Origin of the sequence: Williamsia muralis (assembly GCF_051487485.1) — a bacterium.
Taxonomy (GTDB): domain Bacteria; phylum Actinomycetota; class Actinomycetes; order Mycobacteriales; family Mycobacteriaceae; genus Williamsia; species Williamsia muralis_B.
Window position 1 is genome coordinate 236,353 of the sequence record NZ_JAHVCV010000007.1, and the last position, 20,269, is coordinate 256,621.

Genomic DNA, 20,269 nt, shown 5'->3' on the forward strand with positions numbered 1-20,269 from the left:
AGCCCGATCACACCGCGGAAGGCCCGATCACACCGCAGAGGGCGCAGACACCTCGAACCGGAGACCGAAGTTGTTGAAGGTGAGGGGAAGCGGCGCGTCGGGCGACAGGTGTGGGGTGGAGGTCAGCGTGAAGCGCGCGCCCCGCAGCAGATGGGCCAGGAACGTGCTGGTGGTGAACAAGACGAGGTTCTCGCCGGGGCATCGAGCCGGTCCAGCGCTGAAGGGCACCAGATCCGGGCGTGCTGCGGCCCGGCCGTCGCTCCAGATGTCCGGGGCGAACGTGTTGGCGTAGTTCGCCAGTTCGGAGTCCCGATGGAAAACAGGTGCCTGGATGATGACTCCGGCACCGGCTTTGGCCACCATCGAGCGGTCGTCGCCCCAATAGGTGTCGGCTGTGGTGTCCCGCAGGATGCTGGGCGTGGTGGGCCACAACCGCACCGATTCCAGCATGCAGTCGCGAAGGAAGTCGTACGTGCGCGGCTCCGCGTCGTCGGATCCGACCTCGGACAACGCCCGCTGCATCTGCTCGGGATGCGTGGCCAGCAGTGCCAATGCACGGCTCATCGCCATTCCCGCGGCGTCGAATGCGAACAGCCAGTGGGGCATCTGCCCGATGGGGTCGACCGCAGGTGTTGTCGGTATCTCGCCGAGTGCCGCTGCCAGACTTCCGGGGGCCGGGTCGGCGACGTACTGGTACAGCCGCTCGATGAACCGCTCTCGTCGCATCGGGTGCGGACGTGACAGGAATGACCAGTTTCCGGCGGCCCGGAGTTTTCTCAACAGGTCGGTGGTCTGCTCGTCGTCGCGTGCAGCATCGCCGAACGTGATCCGCCGTACCGCTTTCCACCAGGCGATCACAAGGTCGTCGGCGCTCATCGACCCCGCTTCTGTCATCTGAGAGAGAAGGACGTCTGCTTCCTGGCCGGCGACGTCCGCGATGGTGCCGGCCATTCTGTGCAGCTCACGTGGGGTGTCGAGCGCGGCGACGTTGACCAGCCGCCGTTGCTCACGGAGATGTCCCTCCGAGATGAGAACCGCATGCGGCTGAAAGGGGTTGAGCGCAGCCTTCTTCTCCCGGGTCGCCGGATTGAACGGATCCGGCGATTCCTCGAGCACGCGCTGGACGTCGGCAGGATCGAGGATCACCAGAATCCGACGGCCGGGCAGCACCAGCTCGACGGGCCCGGACCCGTACTGCTCGCGCAGTCGGCACGCGCACTTGAGTGCGGTGGAGTCGGCCTGCACACGCTCGAGCCCGGCCATCACCAGTGGTCGGCGCACGATGACACCGGCAGCGATGGCGGCAAATCCGAGTTCCGCGAGCACGCGTAGTGCACCGGCGCCGCGAATCCTGGGTACCGGAGTGGTGTGCCCGGCGGACATGTTCGCGGATGTCGTTTCGGTCATGGGTGGTCCTCTCTGGCAAGAGCGCTTCGACTTCACAGAGTCGACCCACTGACGGCTGGTCTGGGCCTGTGCGCGATGTGGTGGCCGAATTCCCACTGCTGATGGGCTTAAACCCGGTCGACGGGGTTTGAAGTGGTGCCGTTGTGGGCACACTTCGCCGAGCGCGACGCGCTGTGTGCCCGCATTCCGTGGGCTCACCGGGGTGACTTATCGAGGTGGACTGTCTGATGCGTGGGGATTCGTCATCGATCCTGTGCCTGTGGTGCGGATTCGAGCTCGCGGCCTCAAGATTTGCTGGCCCGGCCGCCGCTGCTGCCGTGGCCACCGTGAACGGCTGGTCGGTGAGCGACCACCACACGCTGTGTCCGTCATGCGCCACGGCCTTCGCGGCAATCCAGCAGAACGTCCTGGATGAAGATCGCGGCTGCCCATCAACGGTTGGTTAGGGTAACCTTCCCCGCATGGGATTTTCGTATGCGCGGGTGGTCGAGAACACCGAGCTGAACCCGCGGCTCCGCCGGATCGTTTTCTCCGTACCTGACGTGGCCGTCCTCGAACTGCCTGATCTTGCGGATGAAGTGGTCGGCATCTACTTTCCGACCGCTGGTGGCGGCCGGCCCCCGGCGATGGAGAACCGGGATGGTGTCTGGGGCTATTACGACCAGGAGACCCCGCCGGAGGGTCGCAATTACACGGTGCGCTCCGTCGATCGGACTGCCAACACGATGGTCGTCGACTTCGTGGTCCACGACCATGGCGTCGCCACCTTGTGGGCGCAGGGTGCCCGGGTCGGCGACGAAGTCGGGATGTCACACGCTCGCGGCTGGTACCGCCCTGAGGCAACCTCCGAGTGGCAACTGCTGGTCGCCGACCTCGCGGGACTGCCCGCGCTCGCCCGGATCATCGAAGGACTGTCAGCCCAGACCCGGGTCACCGCCATCGTGGAGGTTGTCGACGAGTCCGACCTCGACTATCTGCCCCGGCGCGACAACGTGGACCTCATCAGTCTGATCGGCAGCGGAAATGGCTACGGCGACAGCCGACTCGGCGAGGCAGTCGAGCGGTTCGGTCATCCCGAGGGCCGCGGGTACTGCTGGTTCGCCGCCGAGGCGAAGGCATCGCGGACTGTGCGCAAGCACTTCCGTAAACAGTTCGGATGGAAGGCCGATCAGTGCGACATCATCGGCTACTGGCGATTCGACGGCGAGGCCTGGGCCAAGAGGTTCGAGAAGGTCGGTGGCGAGCTGTACGCGGTGTACGCGGCAGCTCTCGCCGAGGGCAAGAGCGAAAAGGTGGCTTCGGAGATCTTCGACGACGCGCTCGAACGCGCTGGGCTTTGATCTCGCCGCACTTCATTCCGCAGTGAACATCGGCCGCCCCGACACCGGGTCACGGCTGATCCGGGCGCGTACGTCGAACACCGTGTGCAACAGGTCGGCGGTCAGCACCTCGTCCGGATGACCGTCGGCGATGATCGTGCCGTCGCGCATCGCGACGATCCGGTCGCAGTATCGCGCGGCCTGGTTGACGTCGTGGAGCACCATCACAACCGTTTTGTCATGTGCGCGAACGAGTTCGACGATCAGTTCCATCAGATCGATCTGATGGCGGATGTCGAGATACGTGGTCGGCTCGTCGAGAAGCAGCACGCCCGTGTCCTGGGCGAGTGCCATCGCGATCCAAGCCCGTTGACGTTCACCGCCCGACAACGAATCGAGGCGCCGTTCGGCCATCGACGTCACTCCCGCCATCGACATCGCCCTGGCCATCACCTCGTCGTCGCGGCGACTGAGTATGGCAAGGGGACCGAGCCGCGGATACCGGCCCTGCTCCACCAGCTCACGAACTCGCAATCCTGCCGGGATCGTGGAGGTCTGCGGAAGGATCGCGAGCCTGCGTGCAACGTCGACCGTCTTGCGCGTGGCGATGGGTTGACCGTCCAGTCGAACCTCGCCATGGTGGGGGGTGAGTACCCGGGCCAAAGCCATCAGCAGCGTGGACTTGCCCGAGCCGTTGGGCCCCACCAGGGCTGTTGCGGTACCGGACTCGATTCGCAGGTTCAGGCCGTCGACCACGGCACGTCCGCGATAGCCGAGTTCGAGGTCGAATCCCTCGAGCAGCGGCGGACTTTGATTCATCTGCGTTCCTTTCGGACGAGCCAGATCAGGTACGGCGCACCCAGTGACGCGGTGACGGCGCCGACCGGGAGGCCGGTGACTGCCGGGCCACTCCCGGGCAGATCGAGTGTGATGCTGAAGGCCAGGAGATCCGCGGCCGACAGAGCGATTGCCCCGAGCACCATGCTGACGGGTATCAGATCCCGGTAGTCGCCGCCGACGAGGATGCGCGCCAGATGTGGTGCCATCAAACCGATGAATGCCACCGTGCCGGCTGCCGTGACGGCCGCTGCGGCCGCGAGCACCGCGACCATCAGCAGCACGAAACGGGTTCGCGCCGTGCGCAATCCCAGACCCGTGGCGGTGATGTCGCCGAGCGAGAGGACATTGACCCGCGAGGATGCGAGCAGAGCACACACCACCAGTACAAGGACCCAGGGCCACAGGGCATTCCAATCGGACTGCGTACGCGCGTTGAGTGACCCGATGAGCCATCGGAGCACCACACCCATCGGCTGCGCGTCGACGACAAGCAGCAACGAGGTGACTGCCCCGAGGATGGCGCCCAACAGGATCCCCGCCACCGCGAGTGAGCGTCGGCCGACCAGGTACAGCACGACACCGGCGGCGACTGCGCCGACCAACGATGCGATGGCTGCCATGTCCTGTTGTGGGAACACGAGTATGGCCACGACAACACCGAGTGCCGCGCCAGCTCCGACTCCGGTGGTTCCCGGTTCGGCGAGTGGATTGCCGATCACGGCTTGCAGCAGTGCGCCCGAGAGAGCAAGCAGGACACCGGCACCCATGCCGACGAGTACCCGGGGGAGGCGGTACTTGAGGACGATGACCTCGTGTGCGCGGACATCCGACGTGCCCGTCAGCACCCGAAAGGTGTCGGCGGCGCCGAGGTCGGAACGCCCGATCATCAGATGCGCCATCACGAGTGCGACGAGCACGACCGCGCCGCCGGCCAGGAGGGGGAGGGGCCGCAGCAGGTTCGGTTCCCTCATGCCGCCGAGTCCTGGCGGCGTAGTGCGATGAGCAGCGTCGGGACGCCGATCAGGGTGGTGGTGATACCCACTGGGATCTCGATGGGATACAGCGCAATTCGGGACAGAAGGTCGGCTGCGGTGAGCAACACCGCGCCCGCGACCGGGGTCAGCCAGAAGACCCGGCGGGCGCTTGTGGTGCGCAGCGCCCACCTGCACAGGTGCGGCGCCAGGAGGGCCACGTACGCCACCGGGCCGCACACGCAGGCGACAACCGCGGCCAGGACACCCGCGCACCCGAGCGCCGACAACCGTGCACGAAACACGTTGATGCCCAGGCCTGCCGCAACATCGTCGCCGAGCGACAGCGCTGCCACGCGGTGCCGCAGGAACAGGGCTGCCGGTACGGCGACGACGAGCCAGGGAGCGACCACCGCGACGTGTGGCCAGCCGCGATCGCTGAGGCTCCCCAGCAGATAGCGAAACAGCAATGGCAGGTTGCCCTCGGTGCCCAGGCTCACGAGCGCGATCACGAGTCCAGACGCCAACGCGGTGACCGCCGAGCCCATCAACAGCATCGTGGTGGGGTCGTGGGTTTTTCCCACTGCCACCAGCACCGTCGAGCCGGCCACTGCGGCGCCGAGCAGTGCGACGTACGGCAGCTGGTGCAGTCCCACCGGCAGCGCGAGCACGGTCACCGCGGTCAACACCACGGCAGCGCCCGAGGACACGCCCAGGAGTTCGGGACCGGCGATGCGGTTCTGCATCGCGTCCTGCATCAAGATGCCCGCCAGGCCAAGGGCGGCCCCGCACATCACCCCGAGCAGGGCTCGTGGCAACCGGGAATCAGCCACGTAAGGGTGAAGGGGATCGGACGCGTCGGTGAGTGCGGCGAAAGCCTCGAGTGGCGTCGCCACCGGGTCCCCGGCGCACAGGGCGGCCACCACCACGACTGCGATCGCGGCCGTACCCAGCAGCAACGAGCCGAGGAGCCGTCGGTTGGGTCGCCTCTGGGCAGTCGTATTGACAATGGTTATCATTTCGCTCAACATCATCTGCAAGGGAGATCGAATGCGCAAGTCCACCGCTCTGTCCACCACCCGCGGCCTCGTCGCGGCCGCATCGGCATTGGCGTTACTGGGGGTGGCAGCCTGCGGCACCGACAGTGACGAGCCGGCCGCCGAGTCGATCGTCGTGACCGACGCAACCGGCACCACGGTCACCTTGGAGGGCCCGGCCGACCGAATCGCCTGTCTGACAATGATCTGCGTCGATGCACTCAAGGAAGTGGGGATCACCCCCGTCGCTTACCGGGAGGAATTGGCCCTCGATGAGCGGTTCTTCGGACCCGACGCGGACATGCGAAAGATCACCGGCGGCTTCGGTGAGGAAAACGTAGAAGACATCGCCATGTCCGAGCCCGACCTGGTCATCGGGCTCGGTGGAGTACAAGACGGGCTGCGAGCAGCTGTCGAGGAGTCCGCGCCGTTGTATCTGGTCGATCCGTCCTCGTGGCAGGACTCGGTCGAGTTCTTGCGCACCGTAGGGCAATTGACGGGCAAGCAGGCAGAGGCGGACGCTGCGGCCCAGTCGTTTGTCGAGCGTGTCGAAACCGCGCGCCAGAACCGCAGTGGCCTCACCACGTTGTCGATGTACGGGGAGCCGGGAAGTCTCGGTGTCGACTCCGTCGAAACGCCGGTCGGTTCGCTTCTTGCCGAGGTCAGTGACTACCCATGGCCTGCCGGTACCGATGCCTTCGCAACCGTGTCGGTTGAGCAGATCGCAGGCGTCAACCCTGATGTCATCTTCGCGCAGGCATTTTCGTCCGGCGACGACGCGGAACCGCTGTCGGCGCGACTGGCAACGAATCCGATCTGGCCCTCGATCGCGGCAGCACAGAACAACCGCGTGGTCGAGGTCGAGGCGAGCCTATGGGCAACCGGTCGCGGAACCGTGTCGTTGGGCATTGTCCTCGATGAGGTGACGGGCGAGTTGGCAAAGTCCTGACGGATGGCGCCACGCTATTGAAAATGATTGTCAAATAGCCTAGCGTGAGTACTGGTCGTTCGATGAGCGACCGATTCGGTTGCGATGCAGCCGAATTCACTACAAGCGAAGGAGATTCATGAACGACAATGAGTTCTTCCGTTCCATCCAGGCGCCGGTGAGCTTGGCGACCCATTCCGCGGGCCACAGCAACGCACTCGTCGAGAACCCGTTCGACGACGCGCAGGATTCCGAGGACTGATAGGTCCCCGCATCACCTGATGTGTCAAGAGCCCGCGTGCCATTCGAGTGACGTCCCGGGTGGCACGCGGGACCGGATGAGAAGCGAGACTCGTGCAGCTGTCCCCGAATACCGCCATATATCAAGCACATCAGGGCTTTGTCCTGCGCACCGCCGACGACGAGCACTTCGAACTCACTCTGGGTGGTGACGAGGTGCACGAGCTCTTGTCGGTGCTGTCCGGCGATGCGCCACCTGCCTCGGGCAGGGTCAGTGCCGCCCTGAGTGCGTTGGTCGACGCGGGTCATGTGGTCACCACCGTCGCGTGGCCGACGGTGGCAGTGCGTGGGCAGGGCAAGATCGCGGCCGCGACCTCGAACAGACTGGGAGCGCGGGTGTCCGGTGACATCGCGAGCGCTGACGTCGTCTGTCACGTCAGCGACGAACCCATTGATCCGGCCGAAGTCGGCGCCGTGGACCTGGCCAGCTACCGCGACGGGATCATCCAGGTGATCACGCCGCAGGCGGTCGGTGTCGCGGACGTGGTCGGCCGGCGTCGTGCCTGCGCCATCCATCGTGACCGGATGCAGTCGCATCACCGACCGGTTGACGGCGGGCTGCGGCTGGAATCGACCCTGCATCCGGTGTCTGATCGGGCAGCTGATGTGATCGCAGACCTCATCGTCAGCGAGATCGACGAGCGACAGGGTCGGTCGATCACCGAGTCGCCGACGAGCCGCTCACAGCATCTGCTGGTCACTGTCGACCTACGCACCCTGCGGATTGTCCGGCGACCTGTGTTGCCCATTCCCGCTGTGCCGCAATGACTTGTTCGCTGACCGATGCCCAGGTCGACGGACTTCACACAAATGTTTTCCTGCCGGACACCGCGCCGAGGTCCATCCTCATCATCCGCACGCCCTACGATGCCGCCGCCTATCGGGCAGAAGCGCACGCATGGGTTCGTCGGGGAATCGCAGTGGTCACCCAGGATGTCCGGGGACGGCACCGGTCCCGCGGCCGTTTTCGGCCGTTCGAGAACGAGGGGGCCGATGGGCTCGCGACCCTGCAGTGGGTTGCGAGCCGATCCTGGGCCGGCGCACCGGTGATCCTGTACGGCACGTCGTACTCCGCGCACTGCGCGGTGGAGACTGCGATCGCCGCGGCACAGGCGGGGGTCCACGTCGGCGGGGTGTCGGTGGCGGTTCCCGCGCTCGGTCTCGGTGAGACGGCCCGCAATATCGATGGTTGCCTTTATCTGCAGTCGCGGGTGGGCTGGTGGCTCGAACACGGAGAAGGACCCGAATCGCCCGGCGCCGCAATCCCTGAGGGTCTGCTCGACACGCTGCCGGTGGCCGACATCGGTCGCCGCGCCACACCGCCGATCACGGCGTGGGAGAGAGTGATTCGAGCCGGCCGTCGAGACCGTGAACGAGGTGGCGAGGTTTCGCGGCTACGCTGTCCGTTGCTTGCCATCGGTGGCATGGCGGATTGGTTCGCGCAGGACACCGTCGACCTCTGGACGTCCTGGGGTGGCCCGGCGGCGCTGGTCATGGGCCCCTGGGACCACAGCCTGCTTGGTTCCGACCGAGCCCACCGCATGGAGTCGTGGATCGATGACGTGTGTGCGGGCACCCCCACAACCGGCGCGCAGGTGCACGGCCTGCCTGGAGGGACGGTGGACCTGACCAGGTGGCCGAGCACTGTGTTGTCCACCGTTCTGTCGGGCGGCCGATTTCCTGCCGACCCCACCGATCCCTTCCCTTCGATGGCTAACAGGGCAGACGTCAGCGAGGCGGCCGCGCGGCCCGATTGCCTTGTTCTCGACCTGCCGAACCATTCTGACGTGGTCGTCGGAACGCCCACTGTGCGAGTGCATTCGACTGACACCGTCGGTCACTGGGGCGCTCTGCTCGCCATCCGGCGCCGCGACGGTCGACTCGAACAGGCGGCGCACGGTATGTCCACACACACGACGATCCACCTCACCCCGGTGGCCGCCCACCTCGACACAGGAGAATCGATGGTCCTCATCCTCTCGGCGCATTCCTTCCCTCGCCACGCGCGGGATCTCCAGTCGCTCAGCGATCACCTCGCCGGCACCGAAACGCGTGCAGTCCTGCGCGAGGTCGAGTCCGTCACGTTGGATATGCCGGCATGAACCCGACTGTGGCAGAGTCGAACACATCGACCGTCCTGTCGGCCGAGGACCTGATCGATCCGTACGCCGGCGTCATCCGGGCTCTGCACCCCGTGGATCGGCTCGACGCGATGCCCGAGCGGTATGTAGGACTGACCGCCGAGATCGCCGACACCAGAACGCATGGGAACTGGCCGAGTGACCTGGTGTCTCTCGGAACCACCTTCGCCGACGAGGCGGGTGCCCGTATCGCGGCGATCGGCGAGGCGGTCGAGCGGTACTGCGGCAACTACGTGCCGAAAGACTTGCTGCGGGCGACATCTCGGGAGTTACGCAGCGCGGGTGTGCGCCATCTCGGGCCCGATGAACTGAACTTCTTCGCTGAGTGGCAACTCGAGACGCCGCGGTTCCCGTTCGAGCGGTTCACCCATGACACCGTGATCGCGTGGTGCGAGGGCCGCGGTGATGACGGGGAACCGACCCTGGTGCCTGCGTCGTACGTCTATCTCAACTGGCGTACCGGCACCCGTAAGCGCGACCCCTGGCTACACCATCTGAACTACGCGGGCATCGCTACCGGAGCGGGCCTGGACGATGCCGCCGCCCGAGGGTTGCTCGAACTCGTCGAACGGGACTCACTGTCGTTGTGGTGGCATCTGAATCTGCCCGCCCGCGGTATCGACATCGGTAGCGTGCCAGGCCTGGCCGAGGACCTCGGTGACACCCGATTACGTTGCCACCTGCTCGAATTGCCCGCATACTTCGGTGTCCCGGTGGTCGCTGCGGTGATCCACGATCCGGAGCTGGGGATCGTGGCGGGGGGGTTCTCCGCCAAGCTCGACCCGGCCGAGACCGCCCGAAAGGCGGTACTCGAGGCCATTCACAGCTGGGTGTTCACGCGGGGCCTGCTCGAGCCCGACGGTTGGGTGTTCGGCTCCATGGAGGCCGGGGTGCTCTCGCGCGGGTTGTATCTGGACCATCGGGCGGACCGCAGTTACCTCGACGCCGCCGGTGTGCGGAGTGAGCATGTCCGCGATCTCGGGGCGCAGGCGCAGGTGTGGCTGGATCCACTGACGCAGGAATCGCTGCTGCCGCGCTTCACCGAACCGGCCACCACGGTGGGTATCGACGAACTGCCCATCGGCGACCTCCGCAATCTCAAGCACCGACTGCGAGCCGCCGGCCACCAGATCGTTGTCTGCGACATCACCACCCCCGACATCGCACTGACGCCGCTGCGGGTGGCGCGGGTGTGCGCCGCCGGGTTGATCCCGAACGCCCCGGCGGGGTTCCCTTACTTCGGTTTGCCGCGGTGGCGGGAGGTGGCCCGAACAGAGGCGACGGGCTGCGACCCGGACGAACCGAATTCGTTGCTGCTGGTGGCCCCTCCGAGCTTATGAACCCGTTTCGCACATTCGTCGTCGCGCGCGCGATCTGCTGGGCGGGCAACGCCGTCACGCTGGTGGCACTGCCGCTTCTCGTCTATCAGCAGAGCGGCTCGGCACTGCTGTCCGGTGTGACGTTTGCCGTCGAGTCGCTGCCCTATCTACTGTTCGGGCTCTTCGCCGGGGCGGTGGCGGACCGGTTCGACCGCAAGTCCATCCTTGTTGTCGCCCAGATGCTGAGTGCGGTTGCGCTGGCGTCGATCCCGTTGGCAAACATTGCTGGGGACGTCCTGATCGTGCACGCCCTCACCGTTGCCTTCCTCGTGTCCACGCTGTTCGTGTTCTACGATGCGGCATCGTTCGGGGTGGTGCCCGCTCTGGTCGGGCGAGACCGGATAGCCGACGCCACAGGAACTTTGGTGTCCGTGGGTACCGTCATCGGCATCGCCGGACCGTTGTTGGGTGGTGTGGCGGCCACTGCGCTCAGTCCCGCCGGTGCGATCGCGATCGATGCGTGTTGCTATCTGTCGGCGGCGGCACTCACCGCCACCATCGCGATCCCCCCGAACGCCGTCGAAGCCGTTCCGGGCCGGCGTATCTCGGACCAGATAGGTGAGGGATTGCGATACATCTGGCAGCAGCCAGTGGTGCGCGCACTGACTCTGGTGGGAATCGGAGTGAGCCTCGCCAACGGGGTGGTGGTCGGACTGATGGTGGTGGTGGGTGTCCGGCAACTGGGCCTGGACGACGGCGATGCCCGACTGGGTGCGCTGTATGCGGCCACCGCGCTCGGGGCGTTCCTCATCAGCCTTGTCAGCGCAAAGATCCAGCGTGTCGTGGACACCGGAAAGATCACCCTCGCCGGGATCGCCATATCTGCCGGGGCGATGCTGCTGTGGGCACAGACGCCCTGGTTTGTCGCTTCGCTGGTGATCCTGGTTGTGTACCAGGCGGTCAACACGATGATCATCGTCAACGGAATCGTTGTGCGGCAATCGATCACGCCCGACGAGTTGCAGTCGCGGGTGAACACGACGGCGCGGATGATCGCCATGGGCGGTACCCCGTTCGGCGCTGCCATGGGTGGGGCGGTGGCGCAGGTCGGCGGTGTCGGTGTGGCGGTGTCCGCCGGCGCGGTGGCCCTGCTCTGTTCAGCCGTCGTCGGCTGGCGAATGGGGGTCGCCCGCCTGCCGTTGCTCGCCGACCTCACAGCGAGCGCCCACGGCAAAGGCGAGTAGTGGGACCTGGCTGCGCTGCAACGCGAGCATCTCGCTGATCCGGTTGTCATAGAACCCGGATATCGCGCAGCAGGCGAGGTCGAGTGCGGTGGCGATGAGGTACAGGTGTGCTGCAGCCAGGCCGGCATCGACATGCAGAGTGCGGTAGTGCCGCTCAGAATATTTGGTCAGGGTCACTTCGAGTTCGCCGACGAGAATGACGACAACCGGTGCGCGTCGGGCGAACTGCGGTTGAACGAGACCCTGTGCGAGTGCGCCGCGTACGTCGCCTGTTCTGCGCCGGAGCAACCGGTGGTCGCCGCGGTCGAACTCGTACACACCCACGGGTATCTCGTCGAGTGCTTGCAGCGCAACCACGTACGCGGTGGTCGACGGCAGGCCACCGGCGCTGGGGTGGAAAGTCACGGAGCGCTCCTCTCCGTCGCCGGTTCGTACGGTGCGCTGTGGACCGAGCGCCCACCGCAGCAACGCTGACAGGTCTGGGTGGCCGAGCGGGCCGTAGCTGTACCGCGAGCGCCGGTCGCGAAGCACGCGGTCGATGGGAATCGTCGGCGCGTCGGCGGGTTCGCTCAGCGTGATCACCCCGTTGTCCTCGGCCAGCCGGATCGGCGACACCGGAGGGCCCGAGTCGGTGAGGGCACTGTGAACTGCGCGTGCGCGCTCGACTCTGGTGCCCGGCAAACTATCCACCCATGTAGTCTAATGAAAATCATTCCCAATAGCTACATCTAGGAGTCTCATCGTGAAGGTTCGTGCATCACTCAAGTCGTTGAAGAACCAGCCCGGCTCGCAGGTCGTGCGCCGTCGCGGCAAGATCTTTGTGATCAACAAGGGAAACCCGCGGTTCAAGGCCCGGCAGGGGTAGTTGACTCAAGGGGTTCAGTGATCGCCGGGCCAGTCGACGTCGGCGGGCGACTTGTCGTCGCGCAATCCCTTCCAGCTGGGATGGCGGAGTTTGCCGGTGAACTCGCGGTACTCGACATCTCCGACGTATGTCGGCGTCACCCAGTGAGCGTCTTTCGTGATGGCCCGTGGGGGAGTCTGGGCGAACGGCGGAGTCGATGTCTCGATCTCGGTGAGCATCTCGATTAGTTCTCGCCGCATCGCAGACGAGAATCCTGTACCGACGTGTCCGATGTAGACGAGTTCGCCGTCTGCGTTATGAGCGCCCAGGAGCAGCGAGCCGATTCCGCCCGAAGCGGCGCCAGACCCTGGAACCCACCCGCCGACAACCACTTCGGTGTTGCTGCGCAGCGGGGTCTTGATCCAGGCGGGTGACCTGCGGCCTGGTCTGTACATCGAATCGGTCTTCTTGGCCACCACGCCCTCCAGGCCGTTCTGACGGGCGATGTCGAGCATCGTCTCGCCGTCGACGTCGGTCCAGATGGGTGGAACGCGAACCCGTTTCGATTCCAGGCCGAGGTCGTCGAGTAGTTGCCGCCGCGTGAGGTAGGGCAGGCCTGCTACGTCGTCGCCGTCGAGCTCGAGGATGTCGAACACGTAGAAGGTCGTGGGTACGTCCTTGCGGAGTTGTGCGCTCGGTTTGAGTACGTGCATGCGTTGCTGAAGGCGCGCAAACGACGGTCGGCCCGTGTCATCCAACGCAACGATCTCTCCGTCGAGCACAACCGGGCGGCTGGCCACGGCGTCGGGCAGTGCGTCGATGAGTTCGGGGAAACTGCCGGAGACGTCGTTGCCATTGCGGCTGACGAGGCTGGCCGAGGCCGAGTCGACAACCGCGATCGCCCGCTGTCCGTCCCACTTCATCTCGTATGCCCAGCCGGAACCGGTCGGCGGTGTGCCGAGGGTGGCAAGCATCGGAAGCGGCGCGTCTGTCATACCGTTCGAGTCTGCACCGTGAGGCGAGGGATGGCACCACCCCAGCCGGCGGAGTCCGGGTCTGGAAGTGAGCGCGTGACGCTGCAGGTCATCAAGGGTTGACCCGGTCAGGGTCCGGTCGAGTAGCGTTCGGCGTATGGCTCTCGATCACGGTGACCCCGGCGACGCTCCTTCTGTGCCACCTCCGCTGGCGGACATCGCCGACACCACGCGGCCGTCCGCGGCAGAGGAAGCGCGAACGCTCGTGGCCTCGACGAACATCGGCACGCTCGCCAGCCTCACCGCAGACGGCGACCCGTGGGCGTCGTTCATCACCTACGGTCTGCTCGACGGGTCGCCGGTTCTGTGCGTCTCACACATGGCCGAACACGGACGCAATCTCGCGGGCAATCCTCGGGCCAGCATCGCGGTGGTGACACCCAACGCCGAGGCCGACCCGTTGGCGAGCGCCCGCATCACGCTGGCCGGTCATGTGGAGAAGCCGAGCGAGGCCGAGTACGCGGCAGTGCGCCAGGCGCACCTGGACGGGGTGCCCGCTGCGAAGTACTACGTCGATTACAGCGACTTCTCCCTCTGGGTGTTGCGCGTCGAGCGCGTGCGGTGGGTTGGCGGGTACGGCCGCATGGACTCGGCATCCGCCGAGGCCTATGCCGCAGCGTCGCCTGATCCGGTGATCCCCAACGCCGCCGGCGCGATAGAACACCTCAACAACGACCACCGCGACTCCCTGCTCGCCATGGCCCAGACACTCGGTGGTTTCCCCGACACCACAGAGGTGACCTGTACCGGCGCCGACCGCTACGGACTCGATCTGCGTGTCACCACGCCGCGAGGCGTGGCGTACACCCGCGCGGGGTACGCATCGCCGATCAACTCGATCGACGAATTACGTTCGGCCACGGTGGAACTCGCCCGCCGCGCGCGTGGTGCTCTCTAGTTGACCAGCTGGGGATAGAGCGTCTCGATGCCGGCCGACAGGCCGGCCTTGACGTTCGCGCTGATCTCGTCGGCGATCACCTCGTAATCGCCCGCCGCGAGCCCGTCGTAGGCGAGCTGGACGATGTCGGCGGGATCGTTCTTCTCCGCGTCGACCGCGGCGGTCATCGGGGTGTCGGTGTAACCGAGGTGCAGCCCCATCACGTGCGTTCCCTGCGCCGCGAGTTCGATCCGGAACGAGTTGGTCGCCGACCAGAACGCGGCCTTGGATGCGCTGTAGTCCGCGGCGATTCCGATCCAGCTCAGTACCGAGTGCACGTCGAGGAATGCTCCTCCGCCGTTCGCGGCCAGAACCGGCGCGAACGTTCGCACCACCTGGATGGCGCCGAAGAAGTTGACCTCGAAGGTCGCGCGGATGGTCTCGATCGATGTGGTGCTCAGGTTGTCGCCGCCCAGGATTCCGGCGTTGTTGATCACGATCGTGGTGTCGCTTGCGAGTTCGGCGGCAGCTCGGATGGAGCGGTCGTCGGTGACGTCCAGTGCGATGGGGACGATGCGGTTGTCGGGCCAGTCGCGCGGACTGCGGGCCGAGGCATAGACCTTCGCGGCTCCGCGGACGAGTGCCTGCTCCACGAACTCGCGGCCCAGGCCGCCGTTTGCTCCGGTCACCAGGACCACTGCACCTTCGAAGTCGACGGACATGTTTGTACTCTTTTCTGCTGTCGGGATCTGGCTTTGGTAATCCAAAGCCAGGGGTGATGTGTTTTATTCCGCCGAAGGAGTGATGGACCCTCGTGCGAAGAAGGTTCAGTCCCCTCTTACCTTCGTGGACCACACTGGGATCGTGATCGTCAGTCCGTTGCGTCGCCTCGCGCGTCGAACCGCCGTGCGACGTCGCGGCGCCGGGCGCGCGCCGCGACGTTCGTTGCGATGGCAGATAACCGTGCTGGCAGGGGCGGTTGTGGCGGTGGCCGCCGCGGTGATGGCCCTGGCCGCTTACCTGGTGGTCAGCGACGGGCTGAACGAACGCGTCGACGACAACCTGAAGTCGCGGGCTCTGTCGGTGACGACCTGGGTGAACCAGGGGATCGAGGTCGAGGACCAGGCATCACTGGAGATGGTCGCGCAGACGATCCGGTACGGCGACAACGGCATCTACTTCGGACTCGTGCTGCAGAACGGGCTGACCGTTCGCACCGGTCCCATTCCGATCGGGCCCGGTCAGCGCGAAGTGATCGAGGGCAAGCGGGAATCGTCGCTGTCGAATGTCGACGGCCATCGTGTTCTCGCCCAGAGGCTCACCGATGGGGTCACGCTGGTCCTCTCCAAAGACCTGACCTCCACACACGCAGTGCTGACCCGGCTCGCCTGGGTGTTCGGCATCATCGGCGGGTGCGGCGCCATCCTGGCCGGGGTGGCGGGCACAACGGTCGCGCAGGCAGGCCTCCGGCCGGTCGACCGATTGATACGAGCATCTGAACGGGTTGCGCGAACCGATGATCTCCGCCCGATCCAGGTGGCCGGGAACGACGAGCTGGCCGGGCTCGCCTCCACGTTCAACACGATGCTGGCCGCGCTGTCGGATTCGCGTGATCGGCAGTCGCAGCTGATCGCCGACGCCGGCCACGAGCTCCGGACCCCGCTCACCTCGTTGCGGACAAACCTCGAGTTGCTGATCGCCGCGAGCAAGCCGGGTGCATCGGCGATGTCCGAAGAAGACATGGCGGAACTGCGGTCGGATGTGATCGACCAGATCGAGGAATTCTCCGCGCTGGTCGCCGATCTGGTGGACGTGGCACGGCCGCCGACGATGGGGCGTTCCTAGGGGCAACCGCGCCGCTTAGGATGCCCTAACTTTGTCGATAGGGGAGTCGCTCGGGCGTCCGAAGGTAGGATAGCCTAATCATGTGTTGAACTCTGGGCGGTCCGATCGGCTCACGATCGACACCGGCTCGCGGCTTCCGGTGTTCTTCGTGCCGCCCGCAGAGCCGGTGCGCAGCAAGCAGATCCGAGTCGATGCCGACACCACACCGAAAACGTTGGTCATCCGCACCATCTTCGGGGCCGGGAAGTACACACTGCCGGGCATGGCCCTGATGGTCGGGCACTTCGTCGGTGAAGCGCTGGTGCCGGTGGTCATGGGAATGGCGATCGACCGCGCGGTGTCCACCGGCGATGTCGGGTCGCTCATCGCCTGGCTTGTTGCACTGGCCGCTGTCTTCCTCCTGCTGTCGCACACCTGGCGGTTCGGTGAGCGTCTGACGATGTACGCGCACGGTCTGGTGGAGCACCAGTTCCGGATGCGGGTCACCGATCGACTTCTCGACCCTCGGGGGATGGCCGGCCCGGCGCGACTGCCGGGCGTCTCCCTCAACATCGCCACCTCCGACGTGATGCGATTGTCGAGCGCTGTGTTCATCGCCGTCTTCCCCATCGGGGAACTCGCGGCGGTCATCGTGGCGGGGGCCGTCCTGCTGTTCATCTCCTGGCCGCTCGGGCTGGCGATCCTTCTCGGGGCGCCGACCCTCCTGTGGATTCTCGACCTGGCGGGTGGACCGCTGCGGGCACGGACCGAGCACGAACAAGAACTTGCCGGCGACGCAGCGGGCACGGCCGCAGATCTGGTCGCCGGATTGAGGATCCTCAAGGGACTGGGTGCCGAGCCCGAGGCCGGCCGGCGGTACCGGATGGCGAGCAGTCGCGCGCGCGTCGGTGCAATCCGCGCTGCCGGATCGCAGGGCGCCTACATCGGCGTGATGCAGATGGTATCGGCGTTGTTTGTCGTGGGGGTGGGAATCGTGGCGGGTCTGATGGCGGTCGAAGGGCAGATCAGCTTCGGTGAATTGATCACGGTCGTCGGTCTCACCCAATTCGTGATGGGGCCGTTGAACGCACTGGGTACCAACTTCGGCGCCGTCTGGAACGGTGCGATTCCCTGTGCCAAACGTGTGCTGTCGGTGCTGCAGGCCGAATCGGCGATCGAGTCCGGGTCAGTCCGGAACGCCGAAGGTCCGTTGTCCTTCGATGACATGACGGCCGGGCCGGTCGCCGGACTGACCCTTGAACTGCCCCCGGTGGGACTGGTCGCAATTGTCTGCGCCCCAGAGGAAACCGACGCCCTCGTCGCCGTCCTCGCACGCAAGAAGGCACCCGAGTCAGGCGTCGTGAGGCTCGGTGATGTCGACCTGTTCGACCTCGGCCACGACGTAGTACATCAGCTGGTGCGAGCAGTGCCGCACTCTGCGGATCTCTTCGAGGGTTCGGTGCTCGAGAACATCGAGGCCGGTGTGGACGACGATGTCGCCGACCGTGATTCCCGCGTCACCCGCGCGATCTTCGCGGCCGCCTGCGACGACGTCGTCGAGGTGTTGCCCGCGGGCCTCGACACCCCGGTGGGCGAGGCCGGCCGCATGCTCTCGGGCGGGCAGCGCCAACGTGTCGGTCTGGCCCGCGCGCTGGCGGCGGAGTCGAAGGTACTGATCCTCAACGACCCCACCACAGCAGTGGATTCGGTCACCGAGGCCACCGTCGCGCGGCGGCTCCACCTCACCCGTGAAGGTCTGAGCACGGTGGTGTTCACCAACTCTCCGGCGTTCCTCGAAGCGGCCGAACACGTGGTGATCATCTCCGGCGGGTCACTGGTCTACCAGGGTGATCTGGCCGGCGCGGGCCTGCTGCCCGCCGGATCGACCGAGGCCGTCCGATGAGCGCCGCGACCGGGGATGCCACACCTGAGGTCTCGACGGAGAAACTCGCGATTGCGAACTTTCGCGTCACGATGGGCTACCTGGGCGTCGAGGTGCGCAAACAGATCTGGCCCCTGGTGCTGCTCGCCGGGATCATGACGGCTGCAGCAGCTCTGGGGCTGGTCACGCCAAGAGCCCTCGGGGAGATCGTCGACATCGCCGACGAAGGTGGCGCCACCGGCGAGATCTGGCGCCTGGCCGGGATCATGACCGCTTCCGCGGTGGGCGCCGCCGTGCTCGCCGGACTCGGGGTCCGGCTGTCCGCGAAGATCTTCGAGACGATTCTGGCGCATCTGCGAGAGACCATGCTGGCCGCCTCGCTACGGCTGCCGCTTGCGCGCGTGGAGGCCGCAGGCAGTGGTGACCTGGTGTCGAGGGCCACCGACGACGTCAGCACAGTGAGCCAGGCCATCGGATCGGTGGTACCCGCCCTTCTCACAGCCACTTTCACCATCGCCGTGACGTTTGTCGGCCTGGCGCTGCTGGATTGGCGTTTCCTGCTGGTTCTCGTGGTGGTCATGCCGGTCTACGTGAACGGTGTGCGGATGTTCCTGAAGAAGGCACCCGCGCTGTTTGCCGCGGAAAGGGCTGCCACCGCTGAGCGGGCTCATCACGTACTCGGCTCGATCCGCGGGCTGGACACCGTGCACGCATTCGAGTTGTCGCAGTCGCTGAACGGCCGGATCGAGCGTCATTCGTGGTCGGTGGTCCGCTGGTTCATGCGTGCGATCGTGCTGCAGAACCGCCTCGGCGCACGCATCAACTTGGGCGAGTTCGTCGGCATGACAACCATTCTGATCATCGGGTTCGTGCTGGTCGGGTCGGACTCGCTCACCGTCGGCGCTGTGACCGCAGCCATGCTCTATTTCCTGATGTTGTTCGACCCGATCGGACGGGTCATGTTGCTGGTGAACGACTTGCAGTCCGGCGCAGCCGCTCTCGGTCGCATCGTGGGCGTGATCGAGGAGGCGGACCGCGCGGCGACCACCACGACGGCCGTCGACACCAAGTCGGCCCGGCCTGCGCCGGGGGCGCCACTGGTTGAGATCCGCAACGTCAGTTATTCGTATTCGCCGGAGCACGAGGTGCTGCACGACATCTCGCTGTCGATCGCGGCGGGAGAACACATCGCCGTGGTGGGATCATCGGGCGCCGGGAAGACAACACTGGCCACCATCGTCGCCGGTATCCACATGCCGTCCGAGGGACGTGTGCTGTTGGGTGGCAGGGACATCACGTCCATCGACCGCACCGAACTGGCGCGTTCGACAGCGCTGGTCACGCAGGAGGTGCACGTCTTCAGCGGAACGCTGGCCTCAGACCTTCGAATCGCCGCGCCGGACGCCGACGATGATCAGCTCTGGGCCGCACTGGATCTCGTCGATGCAGGTCCGTGGGTACGCGCGCTGCCCGATGGCATCGAGACGGTTGTCGGCGAGCAAGGGCACCACCTCACACCGATGCAGTCGCAACAACTCGCCCTGGCCCGGATCGTTCTGCTCGACCCCGAGATGGCGATACTCGACGAGGCGACCGCGGACGCCGGCAGCGCAGGTGCGGGTGTCCTCGAGGCCTCGGCGGAAGCGGCCCTGCGTGGACGCTCGGCACTCATTGTGGCGCATCGCCTGAGCCAGGCGGCTCGCGCCGACCGCATCGTCTACATGGAACGCGGACGGATCGTCGAAGTGGGTACACACGCAGAACTCGTCTCGCTCGGAGGTCGTTACGGCAACCTCTGGCGGGCTTGGTCACGGGGCCGCACGCAGAGCTGAGCTTGGCCCACCTCACATTTCGCACGCTTCCCTAACTCGCCAGATAAGTATAGGCTTAGTTGCAAGCGCGGCGGTACGATGTGTCGCCTCATCGTCGGAGTCGTTTGCGACTCCTCGCGCCTGACATGGCGGCAATGCCGTTGTCCCGGTGGCGTTTCGCCCCGACATCGCGAGTGAGGAGCTGCAGTTGAGTCAGCAAGATGTGTCCACGAGTTTGTCGGAGGAGCAGATCGTTGCCGACATCGCGGGAGCTCTCGGCATGGCTCCCGCCGAGATCACGCACGACCTGGATCTCCTTGACGCCGGCCTTGATTCGATCCGGCTGATGTCGTTGGTGGAGAAGTGGCGCAGCGCGGGCTCGGCCCACGTCGATTTTCCCGTGCTTGCTTCCGATCCGGTGGTCGGCACGTGGATCGAGGTCCTGCTGACGAGTACAGACGCCGCCGGCCAGGGCGTTGTCTCATGAAAAC

At 65.9% G+C, this 20,269-nt stretch carries 20 protein-coding genes; 13 read left to right on the forward strand and 7 right to left on the reverse strand.

The features are described from left to right. Positions 1-27: 27 nt before the first annotated feature. Positions 28-1,407 carry a cytochrome P450 gene (locus tag KXR83_RS19980; RefSeq protein ID WP_437426304.1) on the reverse strand — a complete coding sequence of 460 codons (1,380 nt, stop codon included), beginning with the start codon at positions 1,405-1,407 and terminating at the stop codon, positions 28-30. Positions 1,408-1,868: 461 nt separating this feature from the next. On the opposite strand from KXR83_RS19980, the gene KXR83_RS19985 reads away from it, so the two are divergent. Beyond that, positions 1,869-2,747: a siderophore-interacting protein gene (locus KXR83_RS19985; RefSeq protein ID WP_437426305.1), complete on the forward strand. Its 879-nt coding sequence runs from the start codon at positions 1,869-1,871 to the stop codon at positions 2,745-2,747. A 12-nt stretch (positions 2,748-2,759) separates the two neighbouring features. On the opposite strand, the gene KXR83_RS19990 is transcribed toward KXR83_RS19985, so the two are convergent. From KXR83_RS19990 to KXR83_RS20000, 3 genes are read right to left on the reverse strand one after another with little or no spacing between them, the layout of a single operon-like run. Beyond that, positions 2,760-3,545: an ABC transporter ATP-binding protein gene (locus KXR83_RS19990; protein WP_437426306.1), complete on the reverse strand. Its 786-nt coding sequence runs from the start codon at positions 3,543-3,545 to the stop codon at positions 2,760-2,762. Beyond that, entirely contained in the window at positions 3,542-4,537 is a 996-nt protein-coding gene (locus tag KXR83_RS19995; protein ID WP_437426307.1) for a FecCD family ABC transporter permease, read from the reverse strand. Before KXR83_RS19995 ends, KXR83_RS19990 begins: the two co-directional genes overlap by 4 nt. Continuing rightward, positions 4,534-5,556, reverse strand: a complete 1,023-nt coding sequence (locus tag KXR83_RS20000; protein WP_437426308.1) for a FecCD family ABC transporter permease — start codon at positions 5,554-5,556, stop codon at positions 4,534-4,536. Before KXR83_RS20000 ends, KXR83_RS19995 begins: the two co-directional genes overlap by 4 nt. 31 nt (positions 5,557-5,587) lie before the next feature. Between KXR83_RS20000 and KXR83_RS20005 the strand changes: the two genes are divergently transcribed. From KXR83_RS20005 to KXR83_RS20030, 6 genes are all read left to right on the forward strand, one after another. Continuing rightward, positions 5,588-6,523, forward strand: a complete 936-nt coding sequence (locus KXR83_RS20005) for an ABC transporter substrate-binding protein (protein ID WP_437426309.1) — start codon at positions 5,588-5,590, stop codon at positions 6,521-6,523. 118 nt (positions 6,524-6,641) lie between these two features. Then, positions 6,642-6,764 carry a streptamidine family RiPP gene (gene amiA, locus KXR83_RS20010; protein ID WP_023960198.1) on the forward strand — a complete coding sequence of 41 codons (123 nt, stop codon included), beginning with the start codon at positions 6,642-6,644 and terminating at the stop codon, positions 6,762-6,764. Positions 6,765-6,856: 92 nt separating this feature from the next. Then, the gene (locus KXR83_RS20015) at positions 6,857-7,570 is read left to right on the forward strand and encodes a hypothetical protein (protein WP_437426310.1); all 714 of its coding nucleotides are present in this window, start codon (positions 6,857-6,859) and stop codon (positions 7,568-7,570) included. Then, entirely contained in the window at positions 7,567-8,904 is a 1,338-nt protein-coding gene (locus KXR83_RS20020) for a CocE/NonD family hydrolase (RefSeq protein ID WP_437426311.1), read from the forward strand. Before KXR83_RS20015 ends, KXR83_RS20020 begins: the two co-directional genes overlap by 4 nt. Continuing rightward, a complete protein-coding gene (locus tag KXR83_RS20025) occupies positions 8,901-10,283 on the forward strand; it encodes a YcaO-like family protein (protein ID WP_437426312.1) in 1,383 nt (460 codons plus the stop codon). The genes KXR83_RS20020 and KXR83_RS20025 overlap by 4 nt, the downstream gene beginning before the upstream one ends. Further along, on the forward strand, positions 10,280-11,506 hold the full coding sequence (locus KXR83_RS20030; protein WP_437426313.1) for an MFS transporter: 1,227 nt from the start codon (positions 10,280-10,282) through the stop codon (positions 11,504-11,506). Before KXR83_RS20025 ends, KXR83_RS20030 begins: the two co-directional genes overlap by 4 nt. Here the strand turns inward: KXR83_RS20030 and KXR83_RS20035 are convergent. After that, positions 11,420-12,196, reverse strand: coding sequence for a SagB/ThcOx family dehydrogenase (locus KXR83_RS20035; protein WP_437426314.1), 777 nt, complete (start codon positions 12,194-12,196; stop codon positions 11,420-11,422). The two genes, KXR83_RS20030 and KXR83_RS20035, sit on opposite strands and share 87 nt — an antisense overlap. A 52-nt stretch (positions 12,197-12,248) precedes the next feature. Between KXR83_RS20035 and ykgO the strand changes: the two genes are divergently transcribed. After that, a complete protein-coding gene (gene ykgO, locus KXR83_RS20040) occupies positions 12,249-12,371 on the forward strand; it encodes a type B 50S ribosomal protein L36 (RefSeq protein WP_030174925.1) in 123 nt (40 codons plus the stop codon). 14 nt (positions 12,372-12,385) lie between these two features. On the opposite strand, the gene ligD is transcribed toward ykgO, so the two are convergent. Beyond that, on the reverse strand, positions 12,386-13,345 hold the full coding sequence (ligD, locus tag KXR83_RS20045) for a non-homologous end-joining DNA ligase (RefSeq protein WP_437426315.1): 960 nt from the start codon (positions 13,343-13,345) through the stop codon (positions 12,386-12,388). 136 nt (positions 13,346-13,481) lie between these two features. Between ligD and KXR83_RS20050 the strand changes: the two genes are divergently transcribed. After that, a complete protein-coding gene (locus tag KXR83_RS20050) occupies positions 13,482-14,282 on the forward strand; it encodes a HugZ family protein (protein WP_437426316.1) in 801 nt (266 codons plus the stop codon). Here KXR83_RS20050 and KXR83_RS20055 read toward each other — a convergent pair. Further along, entirely contained in the window at positions 14,279-14,983 is a 705-nt protein-coding gene (locus KXR83_RS20055; protein WP_437426317.1) for an SDR family oxidoreductase, read from the reverse strand. The genes KXR83_RS20050 and KXR83_RS20055 overlap by 4 nt on opposite strands. 142 nt (positions 14,984-15,125) lie before the next feature. Here KXR83_RS20055 and KXR83_RS20060 point away from each other — a divergent pair, with 142 nt between their 5' ends. The 4 genes from KXR83_RS20060 (at position 15,126) to KXR83_RS20075 (ending at position 20,265) form a co-directional block, all read left to right on the forward strand. Continuing rightward, a complete protein-coding gene (locus KXR83_RS20060; RefSeq protein ID WP_437426318.1) occupies positions 15,126-16,106 on the forward strand; it encodes a histidine kinase dimerization/phospho-acceptor domain-containing protein in 981 nt (326 codons plus the stop codon). 82 nt (positions 16,107-16,188) lie between these two features. After that, positions 16,189-17,988, forward strand: coding sequence for an ABC transporter transmembrane domain-containing protein (locus KXR83_RS20065; protein WP_437426319.1), 1,800 nt, complete (start codon positions 16,189-16,191; stop codon positions 17,986-17,988). Next, on the forward strand, positions 17,985-19,799 hold the full coding sequence (locus KXR83_RS20070) for an ABC transporter ATP-binding protein (protein WP_437426320.1): 1,815 nt from the start codon (positions 17,985-17,987) through the stop codon (positions 19,797-19,799). The genes KXR83_RS20065 and KXR83_RS20070 overlap by 4 nt, the downstream gene beginning before the upstream one ends. A gap of 187 nt (positions 19,800-19,986) precedes the next feature. Beyond that, positions 19,987-20,265, forward strand: a complete 279-nt coding sequence (locus KXR83_RS20075; protein ID WP_437426321.1) for a phosphopantetheine-binding protein — start codon at positions 19,987-19,989, stop codon at positions 20,263-20,265. Positions 20,266-20,269: the final 4 nt, after the last annotated feature.